Source organism: uncultured Eudoraea sp. (assembly GCF_947490415.1).
GTDB lineage: Bacteria > Bacteroidota > Bacteroidia > Flavobacteriales > Flavobacteriaceae > Eudoraea.
Map to the genome: position 1 here is coordinate 564,366 of NZ_CANLGX010000003.1, position 21,814 is coordinate 586,179.

20 protein-coding genes are annotated in these 21,814 nt (G+C 35.9%); 8 read left to right on the forward strand and 12 right to left on the reverse strand.

The genetic code is table 11. The features are described 5' to 3' along the window. Positions 1 to 142 precede the first annotated feature (142 nt). The 5 genes from Q0874_RS10810 to Q0874_RS10830 form a co-directional block, all read right to left on the reverse strand. Positions 143 to 973, reverse strand: a complete 831-nt coding sequence (locus Q0874_RS10810; RefSeq protein WP_299162944.1) for a S1-like domain-containing RNA-binding protein — start codon at positions 971 to 973, stop codon at positions 143 to 145. A 62-nt stretch (positions 974 to 1,035) separates the two neighbouring features. Beyond that, a complete protein-coding gene (locus Q0874_RS10815; protein WP_299162947.1) occupies positions 1,036 to 1,380 on the reverse strand; it encodes a DUF2853 family protein in 345 nt (114 codons plus the stop codon). 33 nt (positions 1,381 to 1,413) lie between these two features. Beyond that, positions 1,414 to 3,171 carry a 2-succinyl-5-enolpyruvyl-6-hydroxy-3-cyclohexene-1-carboxylic-acid synthase gene (gene menD / locus Q0874_RS10820; protein WP_299162949.1) on the reverse strand — a complete coding sequence of 586 codons (1,758 nt, stop codon included), beginning with the start codon at positions 3,169 to 3,171 and terminating at the stop codon, positions 1,414 to 1,416. A 49-nt stretch (positions 3,172 to 3,220) separates the two neighbouring features. Then, positions 3,221 to 4,270, reverse strand: coding sequence for an isochorismate synthase (locus Q0874_RS10825; protein WP_299162953.1), 1,050 nt, complete (start codon positions 4,268 to 4,270; stop codon positions 3,221 to 3,223). A 1-nt stretch (position 4,271) separates the two neighbouring features. Next, the gene (locus Q0874_RS10830; protein WP_299162956.1) at positions 4,272 to 4,694 is read right to left on the reverse strand and encodes a PaaI family thioesterase; all 423 of its coding nucleotides are present in this window, start codon (positions 4,692 to 4,694) and stop codon (positions 4,272 to 4,274) included. A 57-nt stretch (positions 4,695 to 4,751) separates the two neighbouring features. On the opposite strand from Q0874_RS10830, the gene Q0874_RS10835 reads away from it, so the two are divergent. Next, a complete protein-coding gene (locus Q0874_RS10835) occupies positions 4,752 to 5,402 on the forward strand; it encodes an esterase (protein ID WP_299162959.1) in 651 nt (216 codons plus the stop codon). Further along, the gene (locus tag Q0874_RS10840) at positions 5,399 to 5,965 is read left to right on the forward strand and encodes a GNAT family protein (RefSeq protein ID WP_299162962.1); all 567 of its coding nucleotides are present in this window, start codon (positions 5,399 to 5,401) and stop codon (positions 5,963 to 5,965) included. Before Q0874_RS10835 ends, Q0874_RS10840 begins: the two co-directional genes overlap by 4 nt. A gap of 88 nt (positions 5,966 to 6,053) precedes the next feature. Here Q0874_RS10840 and Q0874_RS10845 read toward each other — a convergent pair whose 3' ends face one another. From Q0874_RS10845 to Q0874_RS10855, 3 genes are all read right to left on the reverse strand, one after another. Further along, entirely contained in the window at positions 6,054 to 7,001 is a 948-nt protein-coding gene (locus Q0874_RS10845; RefSeq protein WP_299162965.1) for a hypothetical protein, read from the reverse strand. Positions 7,002 to 7,104: 103 nt separating this feature from the next. Further along, entirely contained in the window at positions 7,105 to 9,015 is a 1,911-nt protein-coding gene (gene dnaK / locus Q0874_RS10850) for a molecular chaperone DnaK (protein ID WP_299162968.1), read from the reverse strand. A gap of 181 nt (positions 9,016 to 9,196) precedes the next feature. Continuing rightward, entirely contained in the window at positions 9,197 to 9,652 is a 456-nt protein-coding gene (locus Q0874_RS10855; protein ID WP_299162971.1) for a nuclear transport factor 2 family protein, read from the reverse strand. A gap of 111 nt (positions 9,653 to 9,763) precedes the next feature. Between Q0874_RS10855 and panB the strand changes: the two genes are divergently transcribed. Both panB and Q0874_RS10865 read left to right on the forward strand, forming a co-directional pair. Then, positions 9,764 to 10,582, forward strand: a complete 819-nt coding sequence (gene panB / locus Q0874_RS10860) for a 3-methyl-2-oxobutanoate hydroxymethyltransferase (protein WP_299162973.1) — start codon at positions 9,764 to 9,766, stop codon at positions 10,580 to 10,582. Positions 10,583 to 10,587: 5 nt separating this feature from the next. After that, the gene (locus Q0874_RS10865; protein ID WP_299162975.1) at positions 10,588 to 11,286 is read left to right on the forward strand and encodes an RluA family pseudouridine synthase; all 699 of its coding nucleotides are present in this window, start codon (positions 10,588 to 10,590) and stop codon (positions 11,284 to 11,286) included. Between the two features lie 54 nt (positions 11,287 to 11,340). On the opposite strand, the gene Q0874_RS10870 is transcribed toward Q0874_RS10865, so the two are convergent. Then, complete coding sequence (locus Q0874_RS10870) at positions 11,341 to 12,885, reverse strand: hypothetical protein (protein WP_299162977.1); 1,545 nt, start codon at positions 12,883 to 12,885, stop codon at positions 11,341 to 11,343. Between the two features lie 145 nt (positions 12,886 to 13,030). On the opposite strand from Q0874_RS10870, the gene Q0874_RS10875 reads away from it, so the two are divergent. Then, complete coding sequence (locus Q0874_RS10875) at positions 13,031 to 14,203, forward strand: 2-isopropylmalate synthase (RefSeq protein WP_299162980.1); 1,173 nt, start codon at positions 13,031 to 13,033, stop codon at positions 14,201 to 14,203. Beyond that, positions 14,204 to 15,322 carry a 3-isopropylmalate dehydrogenase gene (leuB, locus tag Q0874_RS10880; RefSeq protein ID WP_299162984.1) on the forward strand — a complete coding sequence of 373 codons (1,119 nt, stop codon included), beginning with the start codon at positions 14,204 to 14,206 and terminating at the stop codon, positions 15,320 to 15,322. A gap of 44 nt (positions 15,323 to 15,366) precedes the next feature. Here leuB and Q0874_RS10885 read toward each other — a convergent pair whose 3' ends face one another. Continuing rightward, positions 15,367 to 16,587, reverse strand: coding sequence for a peroxiredoxin (locus Q0874_RS10885; RefSeq protein WP_299162987.1), 1,221 nt, complete (start codon positions 16,585 to 16,587; stop codon positions 15,367 to 15,369). Between the two features lie 127 nt (positions 16,588 to 16,714). Here Q0874_RS10885 and pheT point away from each other — a divergent pair, with 127 nt between their 5' ends. After that, entirely contained in the window at positions 16,715 to 19,141 is a 2,427-nt protein-coding gene (pheT, locus tag Q0874_RS10890) for a phenylalanine--tRNA ligase subunit beta (protein ID WP_299162989.1), read from the forward strand. A 1-nt stretch (position 19,142) separates the two neighbouring features. Here pheT and Q0874_RS10895 read toward each other — a convergent pair whose 3' ends face one another. Further along, positions 19,143 to 19,694: a fasciclin domain-containing protein gene (locus Q0874_RS10895; RefSeq protein ID WP_299162992.1), complete on the reverse strand. Its 552-nt coding sequence runs from the start codon at positions 19,692 to 19,694 to the stop codon at positions 19,143 to 19,145. 202 nt (positions 19,695 to 19,896) lie between these two features. Here Q0874_RS10895 and Q0874_RS10900 point away from each other — a divergent pair, with 202 nt between their 5' ends. Continuing rightward, on the forward strand, positions 19,897 to 20,613 hold the full coding sequence (locus Q0874_RS10900) for a hypothetical protein (protein WP_299162995.1): 717 nt from the start codon (positions 19,897 to 19,899) through the stop codon (positions 20,611 to 20,613). A 55-nt stretch (positions 20,614 to 20,668) separates the two neighbouring features. Here the strand turns inward: Q0874_RS10900 and Q0874_RS10905 are convergent, their stop codons facing one another. Beyond that, positions 20,669 to 21,811, reverse strand: coding sequence for a hypothetical protein (locus Q0874_RS10905; RefSeq protein WP_299162998.1), 1,143 nt, complete (start codon positions 21,809 to 21,811; stop codon positions 20,669 to 20,671). Positions 21,812 to 21,814 lie beyond the last annotated feature (3 nt).

Below are 21,814 nucleotides of genomic sequence, written 5' to 3' on the forward strand. Positions count from 1 at the left end.
TTTAGGGATCCACGGTTAAAATTAAGTAAAAACCTTATTATCAACAAAATAAATAGGTTTAATCGGACAAAAATAGCAGAATTATGGGAAGAATAATATACGGAATTGGTAATTGTTTAAAACTATTGAAAATTAATTCTGACTATACGGAATAAATCCCGTCGTTTTTAATTTCAATTTTTCTATTCCTGTAAAGGGTTCCTATGGCTTTTTTGAAGGTTTTTTTGCTCATCTGAAACATCTCTTGTATTTCCTCCGGAGCTGATTTATCATGAAGTGAAATATATCCTCCTGCTAATTCTAGCTGCTCAAAAATCTTCTTTGCCGCAGGTTCTAGTCCCAAATAACCAATGGGCTTTAAAACAACATCAACTTTATTATCCTCACGAATTTTCTTTACATACCCTTTCAAGGTAGCTCCAACTTGCATGGGTTGAAATACTTCACTCTTAAAGACCAGTCCCTGGTATTTATTATTTATTATGACGTCCCAACCTAATTCAGATTGCCTGCTTACCAATAGATCTACCTCATCGTTGGGGTTAAGTGATATTTCTTCATTCTTCGCGAATTTATTCAATCTGGATGAAGCCACTAATCTGAAGCTCTTTTCATCGAGATAACAAAAAACCACGTACGATTCTCCTTCAATCATTTTTGTCTGCTGTTCCCTGAAGGGTACCAGCAAATGTTTTTCCAAGCCCCAATCCATAAAAGCCCCAAATTCGTTTACCTCAGCTACCTTAAGCCAACCAAAAGTATTCCTTTTAATGAGTGGTTTAAGTGTTGTCGCAATAGGCCGTTCTTCATGATCCAGGTAACAAAATACACTTATATCATCCCCTATATTGAATTCGTCCGGAACATATTTTGATGGAAGTAATAAATCATCCACATCATCGTCACCTAGAAATAATCCTACATCTGTTTCTCTTAAAATTTTTAAAGTGTTATAATTTCCTAATTCTATCATGAAATTGTTCTAAGCAAAAAGGTATAAAAAAAGCCGATCAAAAGAACGGCTAATTTGATGTTCTAGTTATAGACAGATTCTTTTTTAAAATGCTTTGCCAATATATAATATACCACCGCACGATATTTGTTTCTCTCAGAAACACCGTATGTGTCAATTACACTTTTGATACCTTCCATTAGCAGAGGGCCATCTGTTAGCCCTAATTTTTTTTGTAAAAAGTTTTTCTTTACAGTTTCAAGTTCAGCACCGTCTGTTCCAGACACTTTGGAAGAATCCATATTATAGATTGCTGGCCCCAGACCAATAGTTACTTTTGTCAGTAGATCCATATCGGGGGTTTGACCAAATTTACCCTTGATATCCGCTGCGTACTGCTCAATAAGGTGGTCTCGTCTACTGCTCATATTGTTAGATTCTTTATAAGAATTAATAAGATCCTAAGATATGAAATCAAAATAAGTAAGCAAAATTTTATCATTCAATAATCGGGGTGTTTTTACCTCTAAAAGCACCGGCGAATTGGAAGGTAAATAAAAAGTAGATAAAGCAGTATTTAAGGTTTTCTTATCTACTGCTTCCAGATGATTTATATTAAAAAGCGAGCAAAGTTTTTGCAACTCTAAATCTTGTACGGTCTCAAAGTAGGTCTCAAAATTCTGAGAATTTTCCATACCTGGTAAGATCCTGAAAATTCCGCCACCACCATTATTGATTACTACTATTCTTAAATCATTGCGCTTATATGAATTCCATAGGCCATTGCTGTCATAGAAGAAACTCAGGTCTCCTGTTATTAGTAAGGTAGGATTTACTGAATGAATTGACGAACCAATTGCGGTAGAAGTACTACCGTCTATGCCACTTGTTCCTCTATTACAATATACCTTAAGTGAAGGATCTAAATCAAATAACTGGGCGTATCGCACGGTTGAGCTATTTGCAAGATGTAACTGATAGTTTTTTGGAATGCCGGAACAAATAGTTTGAAAAGCCAAAAAATCTGTAAATGGAATTTCACTTATATAAGCTTTCCTTCTACTTTCATATTTTTGTTTTACTTCATTCCATTTGCCAAAATAATTACTTTGCACTTCAGACCTCTGCTTAAACAAGTTTTCAAAAAACCAATTTTCATCTGTTTTTATGTGTTTTGAAAGACTAAAAAAAGTATTATAGGCTTTTTTATTATTTATATGCCAATGATGTTTTGGTTTATATTTTCTTAGAAATGCTTTTATCTTTTTTGAAACTATCATACCTCCCATAGTAATCAATAGTTCAGGCTGTAATTCTTTAAAAAGTAATTCTTTATTCTTAGATTTTTCAATGGGCGCAATTATACTATCTATACTTGGAAGAAAATTTTTATGATGCACATTTGAAGTAACTTCTGTAAAAACAATTACTGAATCATCATTCGCAAGGACATTTAAATAATCAACATTAATGCTATCTGGATTATTTACACCAATAATAAGCATTTTCTTTTCACACGAATTCCATATTTGGGCAAGATAATCCCAATCGATCTCCTCACTGCTATTCTCCAAAATTTCAGGGACACAAAATGGTGCTATCTCTAAATTTTCCAAAGCGTCATATAGAGGCTCCTCAAAAGGTATATTTATGTGTACGGGGCTGTTTTGATTAATTGCCTCCTTTAAGGCATTATTTAACTCTGCATCATTATAGTTTTGTATTTGAGACTGTAAATTTTCTAAGCTATAATCTTTTGGAAATAAGGAGGGATCATACTTTTTTACTATATCAGTAGCATGGGAAATATCTTGTTTTAAATTGGCTGAATAACCAATATGTTTTTCAAATACTGATTCTTGTCTTATGGTCTGACCATCACCAATATCGACTTTATAACCGGGTCTATCTGCAGAGATAACAATAAGCGGTATATCGCTGTAAAAAGCTTCTGCTACGGCAGGATAATAATTTAAAAGAGCACTTCCCGAAGTACAAACCGCTATAACAGGCTTTTGTAAGTGTTGTGCCATGCCTAAGGCAAAGAAAGCTGCACTGCGCTCATCTACAATGCTATAACACGAAAAATACGGATCATTAGAAAAACCAATGGTCAATGGGGCATTCCTTGAACCCGGGGAGATTACAACGTTCTTAATACCCCTTGATTTACAATGGAAAACAACCGATTGAGCCGAAGGAATACTAGAATATTTCATAGGCAACGCAAAAATACGACGGAACGCGGTCTAAATCCAATCAATTGACTTAATTAAATATCATATTTAGCATGGTTTCGCTTTTATGAACTGTTTCTATCCACTCTTGTTCAGCATTGGAACTGCCCGTTATTCCGCCACCAATATAAAGGAAAACCGAATCATCTTTTATTTGCATGCAACGAAGGTTGACAAAGAGATGTGAAGTTTTGTCATTATCAATATTTAGTTCTCCTAAAAATCCGGTGTAATATTCCCGATCATAATTCTCGTTCCTTTCAATAAATGCTTCTGCTTCACTTACAGGTAAGCCGCAAATAGCCGGCGTGGGATGTAATGCTTGAATTATACTTTTTAATTTCAAATCCCCAACTGTCCCCCAAATTTTAGTCTTAAGGTGCCATAAATTACCTGCCCTAACAGAATTTACCTTTCCAATTGACAAATCCGGGACGTAACCACTGAGTTGTTGAACGATGTGTTGGGTAACCAAATCCTGCTCCTCTTTTTCTTTTTTACCCCATGAAGGTTTATCAGTGGTTGTACTCTTTTTGGTGCCTGCAAGAGACACAGTAACCAAAGTGGAATTTTGTTTAAGAAAAAGTAATTCGGGAGTAGCTCCTATCCAAATACCTATTTTTGGATGGTACCAGAAATAACAAAAAGCATTAGGATAACTATCAAGGACCTTTCTAAATATTTCAATAGGTGAGGAATTATTGGGGACCACTATCTTTCTTGATAGCACTACTTTCTTGAATTTATTATTTACAATTTCTTTAATCCCTTTATTTACAATTTCGATATGGTATTTCCTCCCCTCTCCCGGGATTGCTCCAAAGTTGGGAGTATCAAATTTTAAATGCCTGATTTGATATTCATGCGAATAGATTTTATCCGCTCGGGTTAGAATTCCAGGAGCCCTCCTATCATAGGGAGCGAAAACAAATCCTTTCTCGCTAAAATCATGGACATGGTACAGGTTCGAATCTTGCTGAAAAATTGAGATTACTTCGTTGGTATTAGGTTTTCTGTAAACAACAAGGGGTAATTCACTTTTCCAGTGATTTTCAATTATGCTAATGTGTTCTAAAAACATACTAGGCTCTTGGTAGGGCAATAGTGGTTAATTTACATATTGAAATGAGGTTGCCTTTTATGTCTGTTATTCTAATATCCCACAATTGTGTAGTTCTTCCTTTATGAATAATTGTAGCTCTGGCATATACCTCTCCTTCACTTATACTCTTTACATGATTAGCCGATGTTTCAATACCACGCACAAAATATTTTTGGGCGTCAAGAAATACATACGAAGCGGCGCTGCCAACACTTTCGGCCAGAGCAACAGTTGCGCCACCATGCAAGACACCATCAGGTTGGTGAACCTTTGAGGTTACAGGCATTTTAGCCACAAGGTAATTTTCACCTACATCAACAAATTCAATTTCCAAGGTTTCCATTAGGGTATTTTTACAAATATCATTGCAAACCTTCAGTATTTTGTCTTTGTATTCGTCCATAGAAATAATTTTGCGTAAAATTAAGCATTCAAATGCACAAATAACAATTGAAATAATATGAGTAATAAACCATTGGAAAAATCTGTTAGGTATAACAGCACAAACACCTATGAAACATTAAATGGCTTTACTGATAAAACCAAAAATGTATGGATTGTATTTCATGGAATAGGGTATTTGAGCAAGTATTTTCTAAAATATTTTGATGAACTAAATCCTGTAGATAATTACATTATTGCCCCGCAGGCACCTTCCAAATATTATCTGAATAACTCATATAAACACGTTGGCGCCAGTTGGCTGACAAAAGAAAATACTCAGAGAGAAATAAAGAATAATCTCAACTATCTCGATGCCATTTTAGAAGCGGAAACAATGCTCTCCACGCATAACCTTATAATATTTGGATTCTCTCAAGGAGTTTCGATGGCTGCCAGATGGGTGGCTCAACGTAAAATTATATGTAATCAATTAGTGCTTTATGCGGGTGGTATTCCAAACGAACTAAATGAAAATGATTTTGCACATTTAGATGCTAATACTCAGATAAGTATAATTATCGGTAATCAAGATGAATATCTTACAAAAGATCGCTTGACTATTGAGAGAGAAAAAAGCCGGACCATATTTAATGGCAGGGCAAAAGAACATATTTTTGATGGAGGTCATATCGTAAAAAAAGAACTTATTAATAGTTTAATTATATGATAAAATCTATAATTCTGGAAAATGATAGGGTAAGACTCTCGCCTCTCACTCTTGATAACTACACAAACTTACATTCAGTAGCTGCAGAGCATAAACTTATTCAGTATTCCCCTTCTGATATCGAAACTCCTGCGGCTCTAAGGAGATATGTTGAAATAGCCCTGGAACAGCAGAAGCAAAGATCCTCGCTGCCCTTTATTATCTATGATAAAAAATCCATGGCATTTGCCGGAAGTACCAGATATATGAATATAGATTATAAAAACAAGGTGTTGGAAATTGGCTCTACATGGATAGGTGAAAAGTTTCAGGGCACCGGTCTTAACTCACAAATGAAAAATTTGCTGCTTAACCATGCTTTTGACATGCTGGGATTTGAAAAAGTTTCCTTCAGGATAGATGAACGAAACTTGCAATCAAGAAAAGCAGTGGAAAAGCTGGGAGCTGTTCTGGAAGGAATTCTCAGGGAAAATGTCTATTTATTAGATGGCTATAAAAGAAACACCTGCTGTTATGGTATTCTGAAAAATGAATGGGGAAAATTTCTTCGCCAGGATAAATGAGCCAACAAGGGGTTACTTTTGTTCGTCCTCCCGATAAGGATGTCTATGGAAACTTATGGGATTTAATTGAACCGTTTAAAGAGTAATGTTATTGTTCTTTAGTTTTAGTTAATTCATCCTGATAATAAGTTATACTTCGAGTAGTAAAAAGGTTTTTTGGTGTAATGATTTTTTTAACCCAATTCCCCTCTTCTTCTCCATCAAATTGGTATATATAACCTTTTGTATTGACAGATTTTTCAATTTTTTCAACCTCTTTTATAAGCAAGCCCTCTGCATCATAGCTATAGTTAATATCCTTTATGGTTACAAATGACTTCTTAGCTTCATCATAATCAAATTCCTTTAATGAGGTCAATTTGTCTTCCGAATCATATATCCGCTCTTCCGCTTTGTTGGGAATTCCATTAAGAAATTCTTTGCTTAAAACTATCTTGTTCTTTATGCCTTTTTTATTCTTCTTAAAAGATGTTCTTACAGATTTGAGAATTTCACCATTTAACAAATAGGTTATTGTTGTTTCGCCCTTATAACTGCTATATTCAATATTTGTGTTGTCCAAACCTTGATTATTAGATCTGATAATTTCTATGAGATTACCATCCTTATCATAAGAATACTCATAGATATCCAGAACATCACCGGCATAAGAAATAATTTTTTCAGAAACTTTTTTATTATCCGTGGTATCAACTTCAAAAAAATGCGCAAGTGAAGTCTGTTTGTCAAATTGGCCTTCGCGATAAATTTCATCGCGCTTTTCCATCAACTGTCCGTTCAAATATTTGTAATAAGTAATATCGTAATCGGTTTCATTATAACGGGTTAAATTTTTGGTAAGTAAGCCTTCCTTATCAAATTCAAACTCTTCTTTGCCATAATCAGTAATGACCAGGCAGGACTTAACCTTTCCCCTAAGGTCAAAATCCTTTATTGTAAAGATTTGTGGTTCCTGGGTATATGTCTTAAAGGGCAATAAGAAAAGACCTATAACCGATATCAGCTTAAAAAGGTAAGTAATGTAGTTTTTTTGCATTGACACAAAATTACTTCTTTATACCTCAAAATGAAAACAAATAACATACCGAAAATAAAAAAGGGCGGAATAACCGCCCTTTAATCCCAACATATTTTTTGTTTTACTTTACTTCTTCAAAATCCACATCTTCCACATTATCCCCTTCTTTTGTATCTTCTGCAGAAGCAGTCTCTTCGCCATTAGTTGATGCTCCGGCTTGTTGAGCTTCAGCCTGGGCCTTGTACATCTCTTCAGATGCAACCTTCCAAGCCTCATTTATTTTATCCAGTGCAGATGTTATTATTTCAACATCTTTACCTTCATAAGCTGTTTTAAGCTCTGTTAAAGCATCTTCAATTGGCTTTTTCTTGTCTTCAGATAATTTATCTCCAAACTCAGTTAATTGTTTCTCAGTCTGGAATATCATGCTATCTGCCTCATTCATTTTATCTGCAGTCTCTTTAGCTTTTTTATCAGATTCTGCGTTAGCTTCTGCCTCTGCCTTCATTTTCTTAATTTCCTCCTCGGTAAGTCCGGAAGAAGCTTCAATTCTGATATCCTGAGTTTTGTTAGTAGCCTTATCTGTTGCCGATACCTTTATAATACCATTAGCATCTATATCAAAAGTAACTTCAATCTGAGGTATCCCTCTTTGTGCAGGTGGAATTCCATCCAAGTGGAATCTTCCAATGGTTTTATTATCTGTCGCCATTGGTCTTTCTCCCTGCAAAACATGAATCTCAACAGATGGCTGGTTATCCGCAGCAGTAGAAAATACTTGTGATTTTTTCGTTGGAATAGTGGTGTTTGACTCAATTAATTTGGTCATTACGCCTCCCATGGTCTCAATTCCAAGAGATAACGGGGTAACATCCAATAGCAAGACATCTTTCACGTCTCCTGTAAGAACACCTCCCTGGATAGCAGCTCCAACAGCAACAACTTCATCAGGGTTCACGCCTTTAGATGGTTTTTTACCAAAGAATTTCTCAACAGCTTCCTGAACCGCAGGAATCCTGGTAGATCCTCCAACCAAAATAATTTCATCAATATCACTTTTTGAAAGTCCGGCAGCTTTTAAAGCTGTTTCGCAAGGTTTAATGGTTCTCTTCACCAAATCAGCGATTAATTGCTCAAATTTTGAACGAGTCAAGGTAACCACGAGGTGCTTAGGTCCGGAAGCTGTTGCAGTCACATACGGAAGATTGATTTCAGTTTGTGCAGAAGTAGACAATTCAATTTTGGCTTTTTCTGCTGCCTCACGTAATCTTTGTAACGCCATTGGGTCTTTTCGCAGATCTATGCTCTCTTGCTTGTTAAATTCATCTGCTAACCAGTCAATAACTTTTTGATCAACATCATCGCCTCCTAAGTGAGTATCACCATCTGTAGACAATACTTCAAAAACTCCATCTCCCAATTCCAAAATGGAAACGTCATGCGTACCTCCACCGAAATCAAATACTACAATTTTCTGATCCTTGTGCTTCTTGTCAAGTCCGTAGGCCAAAGAAGCTGCTGTAGGTTCATTGATGATTCTTTCTACCTTAAGACCAGCAATTTCTCCTGCTTCTTTAGTTGCCTGTCTCTGTGCATCATTAAAATAAGCAGGCACTGTAATAACGGCTGAGGTAACGGCCTGGCCTAAATAATCTTCAGCAGTTTTTTTCATTTTTTGTAACACCATTGCTGAAATCTCCTGAGGCGTGTATAAACGTCCATCAATATCTACTCTTGGTGTATTATTGTCTCCTTTTACGACTTTATAAGGTACTCTGTCAACTTCTTTTTGACACTCTGAGAATTTATTCCCCATAAAACGTTTAATGGAATATATCGTGTTATGCGGATTAGTAACTGCCTGTCTTTTAGCAGGATCACCAACCTTTATTTCGCCACCTTCTACAAACGCAACAACAGACGGTGTGGTTCGCTTACCTTCCGCATTGGGTATCACAACCGGCTCATTGCCCTCCATTACAGAAACACATGAGTTTGTTGTTCCTAAATCTATTCCTATAATCTTGCTCATCAATATTTATTTTATAAGTTAATATTTATCTATATTTCAGTGATTTATTAAATGACAAACAGCATGCCAACCGGAAAAAACTGACAGGATGTCATTAGTTCCGTTAACTAAATAAGGAGTATTCTAAAAGAAATTGTATTTAGAGAGGCTTGAAACCGGAAGAATTAGGGTGTTTTTTGGCCTAATCGCAGTCTTCACGCCGCCGTGTATCTATAATATAAATGATCTTCCAGGCTCCGTCTTTCTTATGCAATTGAAATGAATTAACCCCACAATGACTCAGTTTATCATTGATATAGAATTCATAAGGGGTCCAGGCATTTGCCATACTTCCATCGACCTGAATTTGATAGGATAGTAATTTTTCCCGAAATTTTGTAGTGTCAGGAATACTAACTATAGATTTTAGGAAAGTATTGAAATCTGAGGTCTTGACTACACTTGCACCTTCTTTATCACGACCAATAGTTTGCATAATTATACCAGGACTGGTAGTGCTTTTTATTAGCACAGAATCCTGATTGTGAAATCCATTAAAAAACATTTCAACGGCCTTCTTTACTTCTTCTTTTTCATTATTCTGGGCATTTAATAAACCAGAACTAAAAATCAACAGCAAACAAATAAATACTCTCATTGTTTAATCGTTTAAACTTCGGTGCCTAAAATAAGGAATAATTTAAACACTTTATCTTGCTCTTAACAATTGAACAAAACTCCTTACATTTAACTCGCCAAAAAGAAAGCAATGTCTATTTCCAAAAAAGAATACAAGAGGGTTACTGTTAAGTCCTTAATAGAAATGAAGAAGCAGGGAGAAAAAATTTCTATGTTAACAGCATATGATTATTCCATGGCAAAGATTGTTGATGATGCCAAAGTTGATGTCATATTGGTAGGTGACTCTGCCAGCAATGTCATGGCAGGACATGAGACTACTTTACCTATAACACTCGATCAGATGATTTACCATGCCTCTTCCGTTATCCGAGCAGTAAACAGGGCTCTGGTAGTAGTTGATCTTCCTTTTGGAAGTTACCAGAGTGATCCCAAAGAAGCACTTCGTTCAGCTATCAGAATAATGAAAGAAAGTGGTGCTCATGCAGTAAAGGTCGAAGGTGGTATTGAGATAAAAGAATCAGTAAAACGAATCCTAAATGCAGGTATTCCGGTTATGGGACATCTGGGATTAACACCACAGGCCATCTATAAATTTGGCACATATACCGTCAGGGCCAAAGAAAAGGATGAGGCTCAGAAACTAATGGAAGACGCTGAATTACTTGAGAAGCTAGGCTGTTTTGCAATTGTCCTCGAAAAAATACCGGCTTTGTTAACAAAGAAAGTGTCCGAAAATATTACTATCCCAACAATTGGTATAGGCGGTGGTAAATATGCCGATGGTCAGGTATTGGTAATCCATGATCTTCTTGGAATGACTCATGAGTTCAATCCACGGTTTTTACGGAGGTATATGAATCTTTATGAGGATATGGGAAATGCCATTTCGCGCTATGTAAGTGATGTGAAAAGCCAGGACTTCCCCAGTGATGATGAGCAATATTAAAGCTAGTGGACAATAGAACTAAGACCAATTCCCAAAATCTTCAGGTATTATATGAGGATAACCATATTATTGCCGTAAACAAGAGACCAGGCGATATTGTTCAAGGAGACAAAACAGGAGATGAACCATTAAGTGAAATAGTAAAGCAATACATTAAAAAAAAATATAACAAGCCGGGGAAAGTTTTTTTGGGCGTAGTTCACCGGATAGACAGACCCACCTCTGGAATAGTCATATTTGCACGAACCTCAAAAGCACTTTCCAGATTAAACGAATTATTTTCAAAAAAATTAGCAAAAAAAACATATTGGGCAATTATAAAAAATCATCCTGATAAAGAGCAGGGCACTTTGGAACACTGGTTGGTGAGAAACACGAAACAGAATAAGTCCTATGCCCATATTAAAGAAGTTCCCAATAGTAAAAAGGCCGTTTTAGATTACCAAATTTTAAAAAAGCTCAACAATTATTATTTATTGGAAATCGATTTGAAAACGGGGAGGCATCATCAGATTCGGGCGCAACTGGCAGCAATAAAATGCCCAATTAAAGGAGATTTAAAATATGGTTTTGACCGTAGCAATAAAAACGGAAGTATCCATTTGCATGCCCGAAGCATAGAATTTTTTCATCCTGTTGGAAAGAAACCTATATCTATAACGGCACCGACCGGAGAAGATCCAATTTGGGATGCTTGTTTTTGAATTTTCGATACATTTAAAAAAAGCCCCATACCATAATGTGGTCATCTGAGGAAATCAACGAATATTTTTCAAAGCCTTATCTCGGATAATTTGCCCTACAGGTTTGTTTTGCAAATGACTTTCAAGCCAGGAGAGTATATCTAAATAAAGAAATGCGCGCTTTTCATAGGGATGATCTTCATATTTTTTTAGTTCATCATATAAACTTTGAAATTCCGCTTTTAATTCATGAGGATAAATATCCCCTAACTTCCTTAAGAATTTGATCATTTCCTTTTGAACTGCCTGAAGATCATTCATCTTGAGTAAAAACTTATAAGTACTCTTTAACTGAATTTCAAGGTGGTAATCCATGCCTGCTTCATAATGCGCCACTAAACTTAAAACCCGGGCAAAGCACATTAGATCTTCCCTCATCTTAAGGTTTTTATTATCTATAATCTTCTTTAAATATTTTATGCAGGTTTTATTGTCTCCAACTCCAAAATACAGACAGGCAATTTTATAATAAAAGATCATTATATGGTGCTGGTCTATGCGATCACGGTGTTTGGTTATGCCGTATTCAATTATTTTAACCAGGTACAATCCTTTATCAAATGTGCCCTCCAGAAAATGAAGGTTTAACTTATTTGAATAAATATATAAAAATGCTAAGGATGATATGTTGTCATTTTTAGCAAATTCCTTTTCGCCAACAATAGCCTCCATTTTTTCAAGTGTCTCTCTAAATTGAGAACTGTACTTTACAAAGAATAAAGACTCCAATAAATAGTGATTCCCTTTCAAAAAGAAAACAGGATTTAAATAAATCATTTTTTCATTCTCATAGAACAGATCTACCCATTTACTTGAATATTTATAACATGATAAAAAGTCCTGTATCAAAAAACTATACCATAAATGTGCCTTATACAGCCATAACCTTTCCCTAAAACCAAGATCTTCAATTTTGTATTCAGGTAAATGCTCTGCAAAATAAAGCCTTACTCGGCCAAGGTCTTCATCATTTCTCACATAGCCTACTTTTAACATCATACCATATAATTGGAGCGATAGATTGGAAAGTTTGCTGGTCAAAACGTTTTGCTCTGACAATTTCTTGGCTTGCCTAACCAGTTCATCAGCTCTATCCGGAATACTCCTTGTAATATATTGTGTTTCAATAATTTTTTCTAATTCCACAATTTCATAGGCAATGTTTTTCTCTTCATTATCTATTGCTATACTTTTTACTTTATCTAATATTTTTAGACTTTGCTTATACAGCCCCTTTTGATAAAGTATAGTGGCAAAGTCCAATTGTTCCCTTATCTGAACTCTAATATTCTGATTTACTGGATTTAATCTTAAACTAACCAAAATCTGTTTGTACAAATGCGCTTTTAGGTTAGATAGCTGTGTTTTTTTAACGATCCCGCTCTCTAAAATTACCCTTTCATCATAAGTCTTAAGTTTATCAAGTAAATTAAAAAGCGCAAGAAATTTGGCATCTGTATTTACTCCAAGACGACCCACATAAAGCTTAAATTGTCGCTTTTCAGATTTAGAAAGAGATTTAACTAAAACAAACAATGCATCTTTATGGGCATTTGTCATCGTAAAAAATATAATTTATATAGTTGTTTTACAGCACTTTACGAATACTAAAAAGTAAATTAACGTTGTAAATGAATCATAGGCAATTAAGCTATTCACTTTCCTAACTATATATTCGTATAGTGACTAAAATTATGCAAAAATAATGAGTAAAGATAAGGTAGACATTTTTGATACGACACTCAGGGATGGTGAACAAGTTCCGGGTTGTAAACTGGATTCCAAACAGAAGCTTGTAATTGCAGAGCGCCTCGACCTATTGGGGGTTGATGTTATTGAAGCAGGATTTCCGATTTCGAGCCCGGGTGATTTCAAATCTGTCAATGAAATTGCAAAAATTGTAAAGGAAGCAACGGTTTGTGGATTGACGAGATCTGTTAAAAAAGATATCGAAGTAGCTGCAGAGGCTCTGAAGTATGCAAGAAAACCTCGAATTCACACTGGAATTGGCACTTCTGATTCACATATAAAATACAAATTTAATTCTACAAGGGATAAAATACTGGAGAGAGCAGTTGATGCAGTTAAATATGCAAAAACTTTTGTAGAAGATATTGAATTTTACGCAGAGGATGCAGGCAGAACAGATAATGAATACCTGGCACGTGTATGTGAAGCCGTTATTAAGGCTGGGGCTACCGTACTAAATATTCCGGATACGACAGGATATTGTCTTCCCGAGGAATATGGCGCAAAAATGAAATATTTGAAAGAAAATGTAAAAGGAATTGAAAAAGCCAAACTTTCTTGTCACTGTCATAATGATTTGGGACTGGCTACGGCAAATTCAATAGCAGGGGTAATCAATGGAGCAAGACAGATAGAATGTACAATTAATGGTATTGGCGAGAGGGCGGGAAATACTTCACTTGAGGAAGTTGTGATGATATTAAGACAACACCCGGATCTCAATTTGGATACGAATATTAACAGTAAATTATTATACAGTACCAGCCAAATGGTTTCAGATAAAATGGGGATGGTGGTGCAGCCAAATAAGGCTATTGTTGGATCAAATGCATTTGCGCATAGTTCAGGTATTCATCAGGATGGAGTGATTAAAAAACGAGAAACATACGAAATTATGGACCCCGAGGATGTTGGTGTTAACGAATCCTCCATTGTGCTTACCGCAAGAAGTGGTAGAGCGGCATTGGCCTATCGGGCTAAAAAAGTAGGTTATGAACTCACAAAAGTACAATTGGATAGTGTTTATACTGAATTTTTGAAATTTGCTGACCAGAAAAAAGAAATCCTTGATGATGATATCCACCAAATAATTGAATCAAGCCCAATTAATATTGAAAGTGTCGCTTAAATGAATCTTACAATTGCTCTTTTACCTGGTGACGGAATTGGACCCGAGGTTACTGCTCAAGCTGTTAAGTGCCTTCAGGCTGTTGGGGAGACTTTTGGTCACCAATTTGAGTTTACTGAAGCAATAGTTGGTGCAAAAGCAATAGATAAAACCGGAAACCCGCTTCCTGATTCCACTCTTGAATTATGTAAAAATTCAGATGCCGTATTGTTTGGGGCAATAGGTGACCCTAAGTATGACAATGACCCAGATGCTAAAATCAGACCTGAACAAGGGCTATTAAAGCTTAGGAAAGAACTGGGACTATTTAGCAATATTCGACCGGTCAAAGTTTTTCCTACGCTTATTGATAAATCTCCATTAAAGAAAAGAATTATTCGGGGTACTGATTTCGTAATCTACCGAGAACTAATTGGAGGGATTTATTTTGGTGAGAAGAACTTGAACGAAGATGGCACTGTGGCTTCAGATTTATGCACCTATTCTGAGGCAGAAATTAGCCGTATTGCGCACATGGCATTCAAAGCAGCTAAAACGAGACGAAAGAAATTAACCCTGGTAGACAAGGCAAATGTCCTTGAATCATCAAGGCTGTGGCGAAAAGTGGTCACAAAAATTGCAGAAAGTTATCCTGAGATTACTTTGGAATTTTTGTTTATTGATAATGCCGCAATGCAACTAATACTTAATCCCAGCCAGTTTGACGTGATTCTTACCGAAAATATGTTTGGTGATATATTATCCGATGAGGGAAGTGTAATTGGTGGCTCTATAGGCCTGCTACCTTCTGCTTCTGTGGGAGAGCACAATGCACTATTTGAACCAATACATGGATCTTACCCTCAGGCAAAAGATAAAGATATTGCCAACCCTATTGCATCCATATTATCTGCGGCAATGCTATTAGACCATTTTGGCCTGGATGAAGAGTCCAGAGCTCTTGTAATAGCAGTCCTGAAATCAATGAAAAATGAAATTGTCACTCCGGATTTGGATAAAAACAGCAAGTACGGTACAAATTCTGTGGGCGATTTTATTTCGAGTAATATCCGGGAATCAGATGATCATCTTACTATCAACCGGGAAAATATTTGGTTAGGTAAATCTACCATAATTTGAAGGAGCTTTTACTTTGTCTCAGACTTTCAAATTTGAAGTTTGCATTATTCGCTTAGCAACAATTCAATATATTGATCAAAATCTTCTTTAAAATCAATATACTTTTGGCCTGTGGCCGGCCCGTTGAATCCGGTATGAATCTTCCTTACCTTTCCCTTCTTGTCAATAAAGATAGTTGTAGGGTATGAAATAATATGATTTAACATGGGTAGTTTTTCATTCGCTTTGGTTTTGCTGGAACTGGCATATTGAGCCAGAAGAATTGGATAAGTTACCCCTACCCTATTTTTTAGCCTTTCAATTCCCTTAAAAGCCAGTTCTTTGGTCTTGGCATACTCGAAAGCCAGGGCAACCACTTCAAAATTGTCCGGTTTTTTGGTTTTTACGTAATCTGATAAAAATCTGGTTTCATCAAGGCAATTCGGGCACCAGGTACCCATAATTTGTACCACTACAACTTTTTCCTTAAATCTGGAGTCTTCTAGTGAAATTAAGATGTCTTCAGTATTTGGAAACGAAAACTGTAATTTATCATAGCCCTCCTTCATAAAGGTTAGCGATTCTTCATCAGCTAATTGAAATCCTTCATTCCTGCGGCCAATAAAAGGCTCTTTAAAATGATTTCCTGAATAAAAAGTGCCGTTTAAAGTACTGTCTGTCACCTTTGCAGTAAACAAAAAAGCGTGAGCCCCGTCAAAAGTGGAGAGTCTCAAACTATCGCCATCTACTATCCCTTCTAAATACCTATAATCACCCGTGTTTGTTCTGAAAGTACCACTAACCTTGTTGATTTGTTGTGTAAAAATACCCTTGGCCAAATACTCATCTTCAGAATCCGGACTAAATTTGGTTTCCCATATCCCGGAAACATCTACCCTTGCATTTGCTGAACTATGAAATCTAATGCTATCTCCATATACTGCGTAAAATGGCACAATTCTATCCAGGCTTTCTTTTATAAATCTGCCCTTAATAACCGAATCATTAAAAGTTCCTGAGATATAGCCCTCAAATGCAGGCATTTTAATTTTTATGCTGTCATTACGGATTTCAATCTCATCAACCCGAACAGTTTCCCCAGCATTATAAACGTCCATTATATATCCTGATTCAGATTTTTTTAAATTAAAATTAAAGGGAAGAAGCTCATTATTCATGGCTTCCAATTGAGCTAACCACATCCCTTCCCTAAGGGACTCACTTTCCTGCTTCTTGCAAGACAATAAAGTTAAAAACAGCAAGAAAAAACAATAAAATCTTTGCATCTTAAAAGTTATTTAATAAGGTGCGAAATAACGATTAAAATCCTTTAATAAAAAATAAAGCTATTCAGCCTCTACTATATTGAATGTATAAGACCTTTGTTTTATCTTTGAAGGCTAAAACTAGCCAATGAAAATTTCCTATAACTGGTTAAAACAGTTTCTTAAGCTCGATTGGGAAGCAGAAAAAACAGGGGAACTTCTAACCAATTTAGGGCTTGAAGTAGAAGGCATCTCCCAATTCGAGTCTATTCCCGGTTCTTTAGAGGGTGTAGTAGTAGGCCATGTCCTAAGTTGTGAAAAGCATCCGAATGCCGATAGGTTAAAGCTGACTACGGTTGATATTGGTTTAGAAAACCCTGTTCAGATAGTTTGTGGTGCGCCAAATGTCGCCGAGGGACAAATGGTACCTGTGGCCACGATAGGTTCTACGTTATACGCCAATGATGGAAAGACCCTGCTAATTAAGAAAGGAAAGATAAGAGGCGTTGAGAGTCATGGAATGATTTGCGCAGAAGATGAGTTAGGTTTAGGTGAAAGCCATGAGGGTATAATGGTTTTAAGCGAGACACTCATACCGGGAACGGCTTGTTCCGAAATCTTTAAAATAGAAAAAGATGAAATCTTTGAAATCGGCTTAACACCAAACAGAGCGGACGCTATGAGCCATCATGGAGTAGCCAGAGATCTAAAAGCAGGGCTTAAGCAGAGAGATATTCATACAGAACTTATTACTCCCTCCGTAAGTAATTTCAATATTGAAAACAGATCGTTAAAAATAGATGTTGCGGTTGAAAATAACAACCTCGCACCGAGGTATTGCGGAGTAACACTTAGTAATCTTATTGTGCAGCCTTCTCCGGATTGGTTAAAAAACAGATTGCGCGCCATCGGCCTGAGCCCTATTAATAATGTGGTAGACGCTACTAATTACGTCCTGCATGAATTGGGGCAGCCCTTGCACGCATTTGATGCCGATAGAATTAGCGGCAAAAAGATAGTTGTAAAGACTTTACCATCCGGCACTAAATTTATGACCCTGGACGGTGAGGAACGCATTTTGAATGAAGAAGATTTAATGATATGTGATGATGAGAAGCCCATGTGTATTGCCGGAGTTTTTGGGGGAATTAATACAGGTGTGACGGAAAATACCAGATCAATATTTCTTGAAAGCGCCTATTTTGACCCCGTTTCAATTAGGAAAACCGCCAAACGCCACGGGTTAAATACTGATGCATCTTTTCGTTTTGAAAGAGGTGTAGATATAAATAACACCGAATATTGCCTGCGCAGGGCAGCTTTATTGATAAAGGAGATCACAGGGGGAGATGTTACTTCGGACGTTGTAGATCTTTATCCCCGGAAGAAAGATGATTATCAGGTATTTCTTTCTTTCGAAAGAATCAATACCTTAATAGGGCAAAAAATACCCGCAGATACGATTAAGTCTATATTGGCATCCTTAGATATCCAGGTTAAAAATTCTACCGAATCGGGCTTAGGGCTTCTTATTCCATTTTACAGAGTAGATGTACAAAGAGAAGTGGATGTAATTGAAGAAATTTTGAGAATTTACGGATATAACAATATTGATTTTAAAGAAAAGCTGAATGCTTCCATTGCTACCAGTACAAGATTTGAAGATCATAAACTTGAAAAACTAATTGGCGAGATGCTGGCTTCGAGAGGTTTTTATGAAATTATGACCAATAGTCTTACCAGTCCCAATTATGATAAATTTCTAGCTACTAATTCTGAAGAAACGAGAGTTGCCATATTAAATCCGTTAAGTGCAGATTTATCAGTTTTAAGACAAACCATGCTATTTTCGGCATTAGAAACAGTGGCTTATAATATTAACAGAAAAAAACAGAACCTAAATTTTTTCGAATTTGGAAAAACATACCAGAACACCAAATCAGATTATTTAGAATCTAAGCACTTAACCTTAATTATTACGGGAACCCGAAATGAAAACAGCTGGATCTTTCCTTCCAGGCCTACAGATTTTTATTTCCTAAAAGCAGCAGTTGAACTGGTTTTAGAGCGACTTGGTATTGCTGATTATAACTCATTTTCCGAGCAGAATGACATTTTCCATGAAGGCCTATGCCTGAAAAAGAATAATACTGAATTGGTAACCTTTGGAATTGTTCAAAAGGCTATTTTGAAAGAATTTGATATTAAACAAGATGTTTTTTATGCCGATTTTAAGTGGGACGCATTATCAAAGAACATCCCCAAGAATAAAATAATTTTTGAGAAAATTCCAAGATTTCCTGAGGTAAAAAGAGATCTGGCTTTATTGTTGGACATGGATATCTCATTTGATGAAATCAAAACCATTGCATTCGATACAGAAAGAAATCTACTGAAAAATATTACTCTTTTTGACGTCTATACCGGAAAGAATCTCCCACCGGAAAAAAAATCATATGCTGTAGGATTTACCATAGGGGATGCCCGGAAAACATTAACGGATAAGCAGATCGATAAGATTATGAAAAAACTGCAGCAACGCTTTGAAAAAGAGTTGGGTGCAGAGTTACGATAGGTTACAATTGATTTGGCAAAATTACACTGTCAATTACGTGGATAACACCATTACTCTGATTGGCATCTGCAGAAGTTATCCTTGCTATATTTCCAAAACAATCAGTTAGAACAATATCCAGGCCATCCATAGTGGCTAATAACTCATTACCCTGAACAGTAGTTAAACTCGCAATACCTTTACCCCTGCACATTGCCTTTAATATTTTTGAAGCCGTAAGATTACCAGCAACGATGTGATAGGTAACAAAAGATTGTAAGGCCCTTTTATTTTCAGGTCTTAACAATGCAGCTATCTTATCCTCAGACATCTTCTTAAAGGCTCCGTCTGATGGAGCAAAAATTGTGAATGGACCATCACCAGCGAGAGTTTCTTCAAGATCTGCAGCTTTTACAGCAGCAAGAAGCGTTTTGTGAATTTGAGATTCCTCCGTGCTCCGAATAATTGTTTTTTTTAATAGATCATTATTTACGGAAGCCAGGGAAGTTTGAGAAAAAGTTGTTAAAGAGGTCAATAAGGCAAGTAGGCTTAGGGGGGTTGCCAAATATTTCATGGTATCTAATTTAAATTATTCGAAATTATCGATGAACGGTATAGCTAAGCCGACAAGATACAATTATGGTGGACACAGTCATATAAGTGAAAATGCATTTGAAAGAATTTAACAAAATATTAACGTTGCTGAAATCTTAAACAGAATTTGTTTCATAAAGTCAATTCATTATTTTTGACTCAATTGCTAGAAAAAGAAACCCATGTTATTAAAAAACACAAATATCCAGGAGCAACTCAATAAAGCAAAACGTCAGTTCTCCGAAGAACAGCTTATTAATGAGGTATATTTACTCTTACAGAAATCTTCCGAAAAAGAAGAAAAAATTCTGAAAAAAATATCCGGCAGTACTAATCGTTCACAAAATAATTTCAAATTTGATCTTTTAGAAACAGATAGAATTTTTCACATTGATCAAATAAAGGAAATCTGCATTAACTACAGACTTCGTTTTCTGGACTCCAAATATTTTAAAGGTCAGATTCCGGATAAAACAATTGATAAGATAAAACTGCTGGAGAAAAAGCATAATATTGAAATTGAAGGTTTTAAAATAGTTGCCCCTTCAAAACTGTTCAAATTAGCAGATAAAGATGATCCCCTATTGTTTGCCCCTATTGGTAATGGATATTTTTATTTAATTGATAAATGGGGTAATGATCTGCATCCTTTACGCAGGATTCTGGTTTGGCCATTTAAGAATATTATCAACCTTACATTACTTGTAGTTTTAATCAGTTATCTAACTACACTTTTTATTCCAAACGGACTTTTTTCAAAATCAAATTCGCAAATGGAATTTATGATAATATTCTTTTTTATGTTCAAATCTATAGCCGCGGTAGTTATTTTCTACGGGTTCGCTTTGGGTAAGAATTTTAATCCTGCTATCTGGAATAGTAAATATTTTAATGCCTGAGCATATAGACTAGCGAATTTCATATTGTACTTCGCTTTTTTCATGCGGTGTTAAATTAGTTGGTATACATCTGAAAAGGCACGCCATTCAGATCTATATTATCGATAAATGCAGGGTTGGGAATAGGTCTGACACGCAATAGGCCACCTTTACCAGGATCTCCTGATTTCTGATATCCAATTAAAATAAGGTTGTTTTTGGCATCGTATGAAACCATGCTGGTATCGCCAATTTCGAATTCAACTAATTGTTCCTGTTCCGATAAAAAATTCTCGTAGTAATAAAGAAATGCAGTATTAGTTTCAAAATCATAAACAGCCGGAATATTTGGATATGAAGTCCCGGAAAAATTCGTGGGCATTGAATAATACAAATTCCCTACATCATCATAAAAGGAGGATTCAGAATCTCCGAATCCAGGTTCCTTACCATCGCCATAACGAATCGTTGCGCTTATTGCCATTGTAGTACTGCTAATAATATGATGTAACTCAGGATAACTGACTATGATATTCTCATCATCGGATTTAAAAAGTCTTTGTACGTCAAATCCGAGATTTATATCGGCTACTAACTCTCCCATCCCGGTATCAAAGACTATCAAGGCATTTTTATTTTCATCTTCTATATCCTCTGATAAAATATATACGTGATTATTTGAAAAAACTGCCTGTAAGGGTCTTTTAGCCAACTCAATATCAACAAATTCAGCTACTGATGTTGAGGTGTCAATTATTCGAATATAATAAAGTGTCTCTTTGGCTCCTCCTCCGGGTACCTCATAACCAACGTAGAAGGTATTTTCGGAATGAGCAAGTGCCCGAACAATAAGATCACAATTTCCCAAATCATCAAAGACAATTGTTTTTTGTAAGGCGTCATTTTTAAAATCATATAAAGAAATTCTCCCTGAACAATCCGTTTGAGCATTAAAAATACTTATTTCGTTTCCGTCTCTGTAAGTAACCGAAGGAAAAGAAATACCTTCAAATTCACTTATCCCCGGATCTAAAAAAATAGTTTCAGCATCAGCATCTAAATTAATAAGTGATAGGACTTCATTAGATTGCACCAACAATGAATAATTAGCATCAACATTGGGAAAGTCTTCTTTTGTATTCTGAAGGTCTCCGGTATCATCGCTGCACCCCAGCATAAAAAGGGCCAGCAAAAGAAAGTAAATTCTGTAGGTTTGCATAGC

What these genes read in the sequence shown, in the direction of transcription:
- Q0874_RS10810 (WP_299162944.1), bottom strand. Translation starts at nt 973, where the DNA reads ATGATAGAATTAGGAAATTATAACACTTTAAAAATTTTAAGAGAAACA.
- Q0874_RS10815 (WP_299162947.1), bottom strand. Translation starts at nt 1,380, where the DNA reads ATGAGCAGTAGACGAGACCACCTTATTGAGCAGTACGCAGCGGATATC.
- menD (WP_299162949.1), bottom strand. Translation starts at nt 3,171, where the DNA reads ATGAAATATTCTAGTATTCCTTCGGCTCAATCGGTTGTTTTCCATTGT.
- Q0874_RS10825 (WP_299162953.1), bottom strand. Translation starts at nt 4,270, where the DNA reads ATGTTTTTAGAACACATTAGCATAATTGAAAATCACTGGAAAAGTGAA.
- Q0874_RS10830 (WP_299162956.1), bottom strand. Translation starts at nt 4,694, where the DNA reads ATGGACGAATACAAAGACAAAATACTGAAGGTTTGCAATGATATTTGT.
- Q0874_RS10835 (WP_299162959.1), top strand. Translation starts at nt 4,752, where the DNA reads ATGAGTAATAAACCATTGGAAAAATCTGTTAGGTATAACAGCACAAAC.
- Q0874_RS10840 (WP_299162962.1), top strand. Translation starts at nt 5,399, where the DNA reads ATGATAAAATCTATAATTCTGGAAAATGATAGGGTAAGACTCTCGCCT.
- Q0874_RS10845 (WP_299162965.1), bottom strand. Translation starts at nt 7,001, where the DNA reads ATGCAAAAAAACTACATTACTTACCTTTTTAAGCTGATATCGGTTATA.
- dnaK (WP_299162968.1), bottom strand. Translation starts at nt 9,015, where the DNA reads ATGAGCAAGATTATAGGAATAGATTTAGGAACAACAAACTCATGTGTT.
- Q0874_RS10855 (WP_299162971.1), bottom strand. Translation starts at nt 9,652, where the DNA reads ATGAGAGTATTTATTTGTTTGCTGTTGATTTTTAGTTCTGGTTTATTA.
- panB (WP_299162973.1), top strand. Translation starts at nt 9,764, where the DNA reads ATGTCTATTTCCAAAAAAGAATACAAGAGGGTTACTGTTAAGTCCTTA.
- Q0874_RS10870 (WP_299162977.1), bottom strand. Translation starts at nt 12,885, where the DNA reads ATGACAAATGCCCATAAAGATGCATTGTTTGTTTTAGTTAAATCTCTT.
- Q0874_RS10875 (WP_299162980.1), top strand. Translation starts at nt 13,031, where the DNA reads ATGAGTAAAGATAAGGTAGACATTTTTGATACGACACTCAGGGATGGT.
- leuB (WP_299162984.1), top strand. Translation starts at nt 14,204, where the DNA reads ATGAATCTTACAATTGCTCTTTTACCTGGTGACGGAATTGGACCCGAG.
- Q0874_RS10885 (WP_299162987.1), bottom strand. Translation starts at nt 16,587, where the DNA reads ATGCAAAGATTTTATTGTTTTTTCTTGCTGTTTTTAACTTTATTGTCT.
- pheT (WP_299162989.1), top strand. Translation starts at nt 16,715, where the DNA reads ATGAAAATTTCCTATAACTGGTTAAAACAGTTTCTTAAGCTCGATTGG.
- Q0874_RS10895 (WP_299162992.1), bottom strand. Translation starts at nt 19,694, where the DNA reads ATGAAATATTTGGCAACCCCCCTAAGCCTACTTGCCTTATTGACCTCT.
- Q0874_RS10900 (WP_299162995.1), top strand. Translation starts at nt 19,897, where the DNA reads ATGTTATTAAAAAACACAAATATCCAGGAGCAACTCAATAAAGCAAAA.
- Q0874_RS10905 (WP_299162998.1), bottom strand. Translation starts at nt 21,811, where the DNA reads ATGCAAACCTACAGAATTTACTTTCTTTTGCTGGCCCTTTTTATGCTG.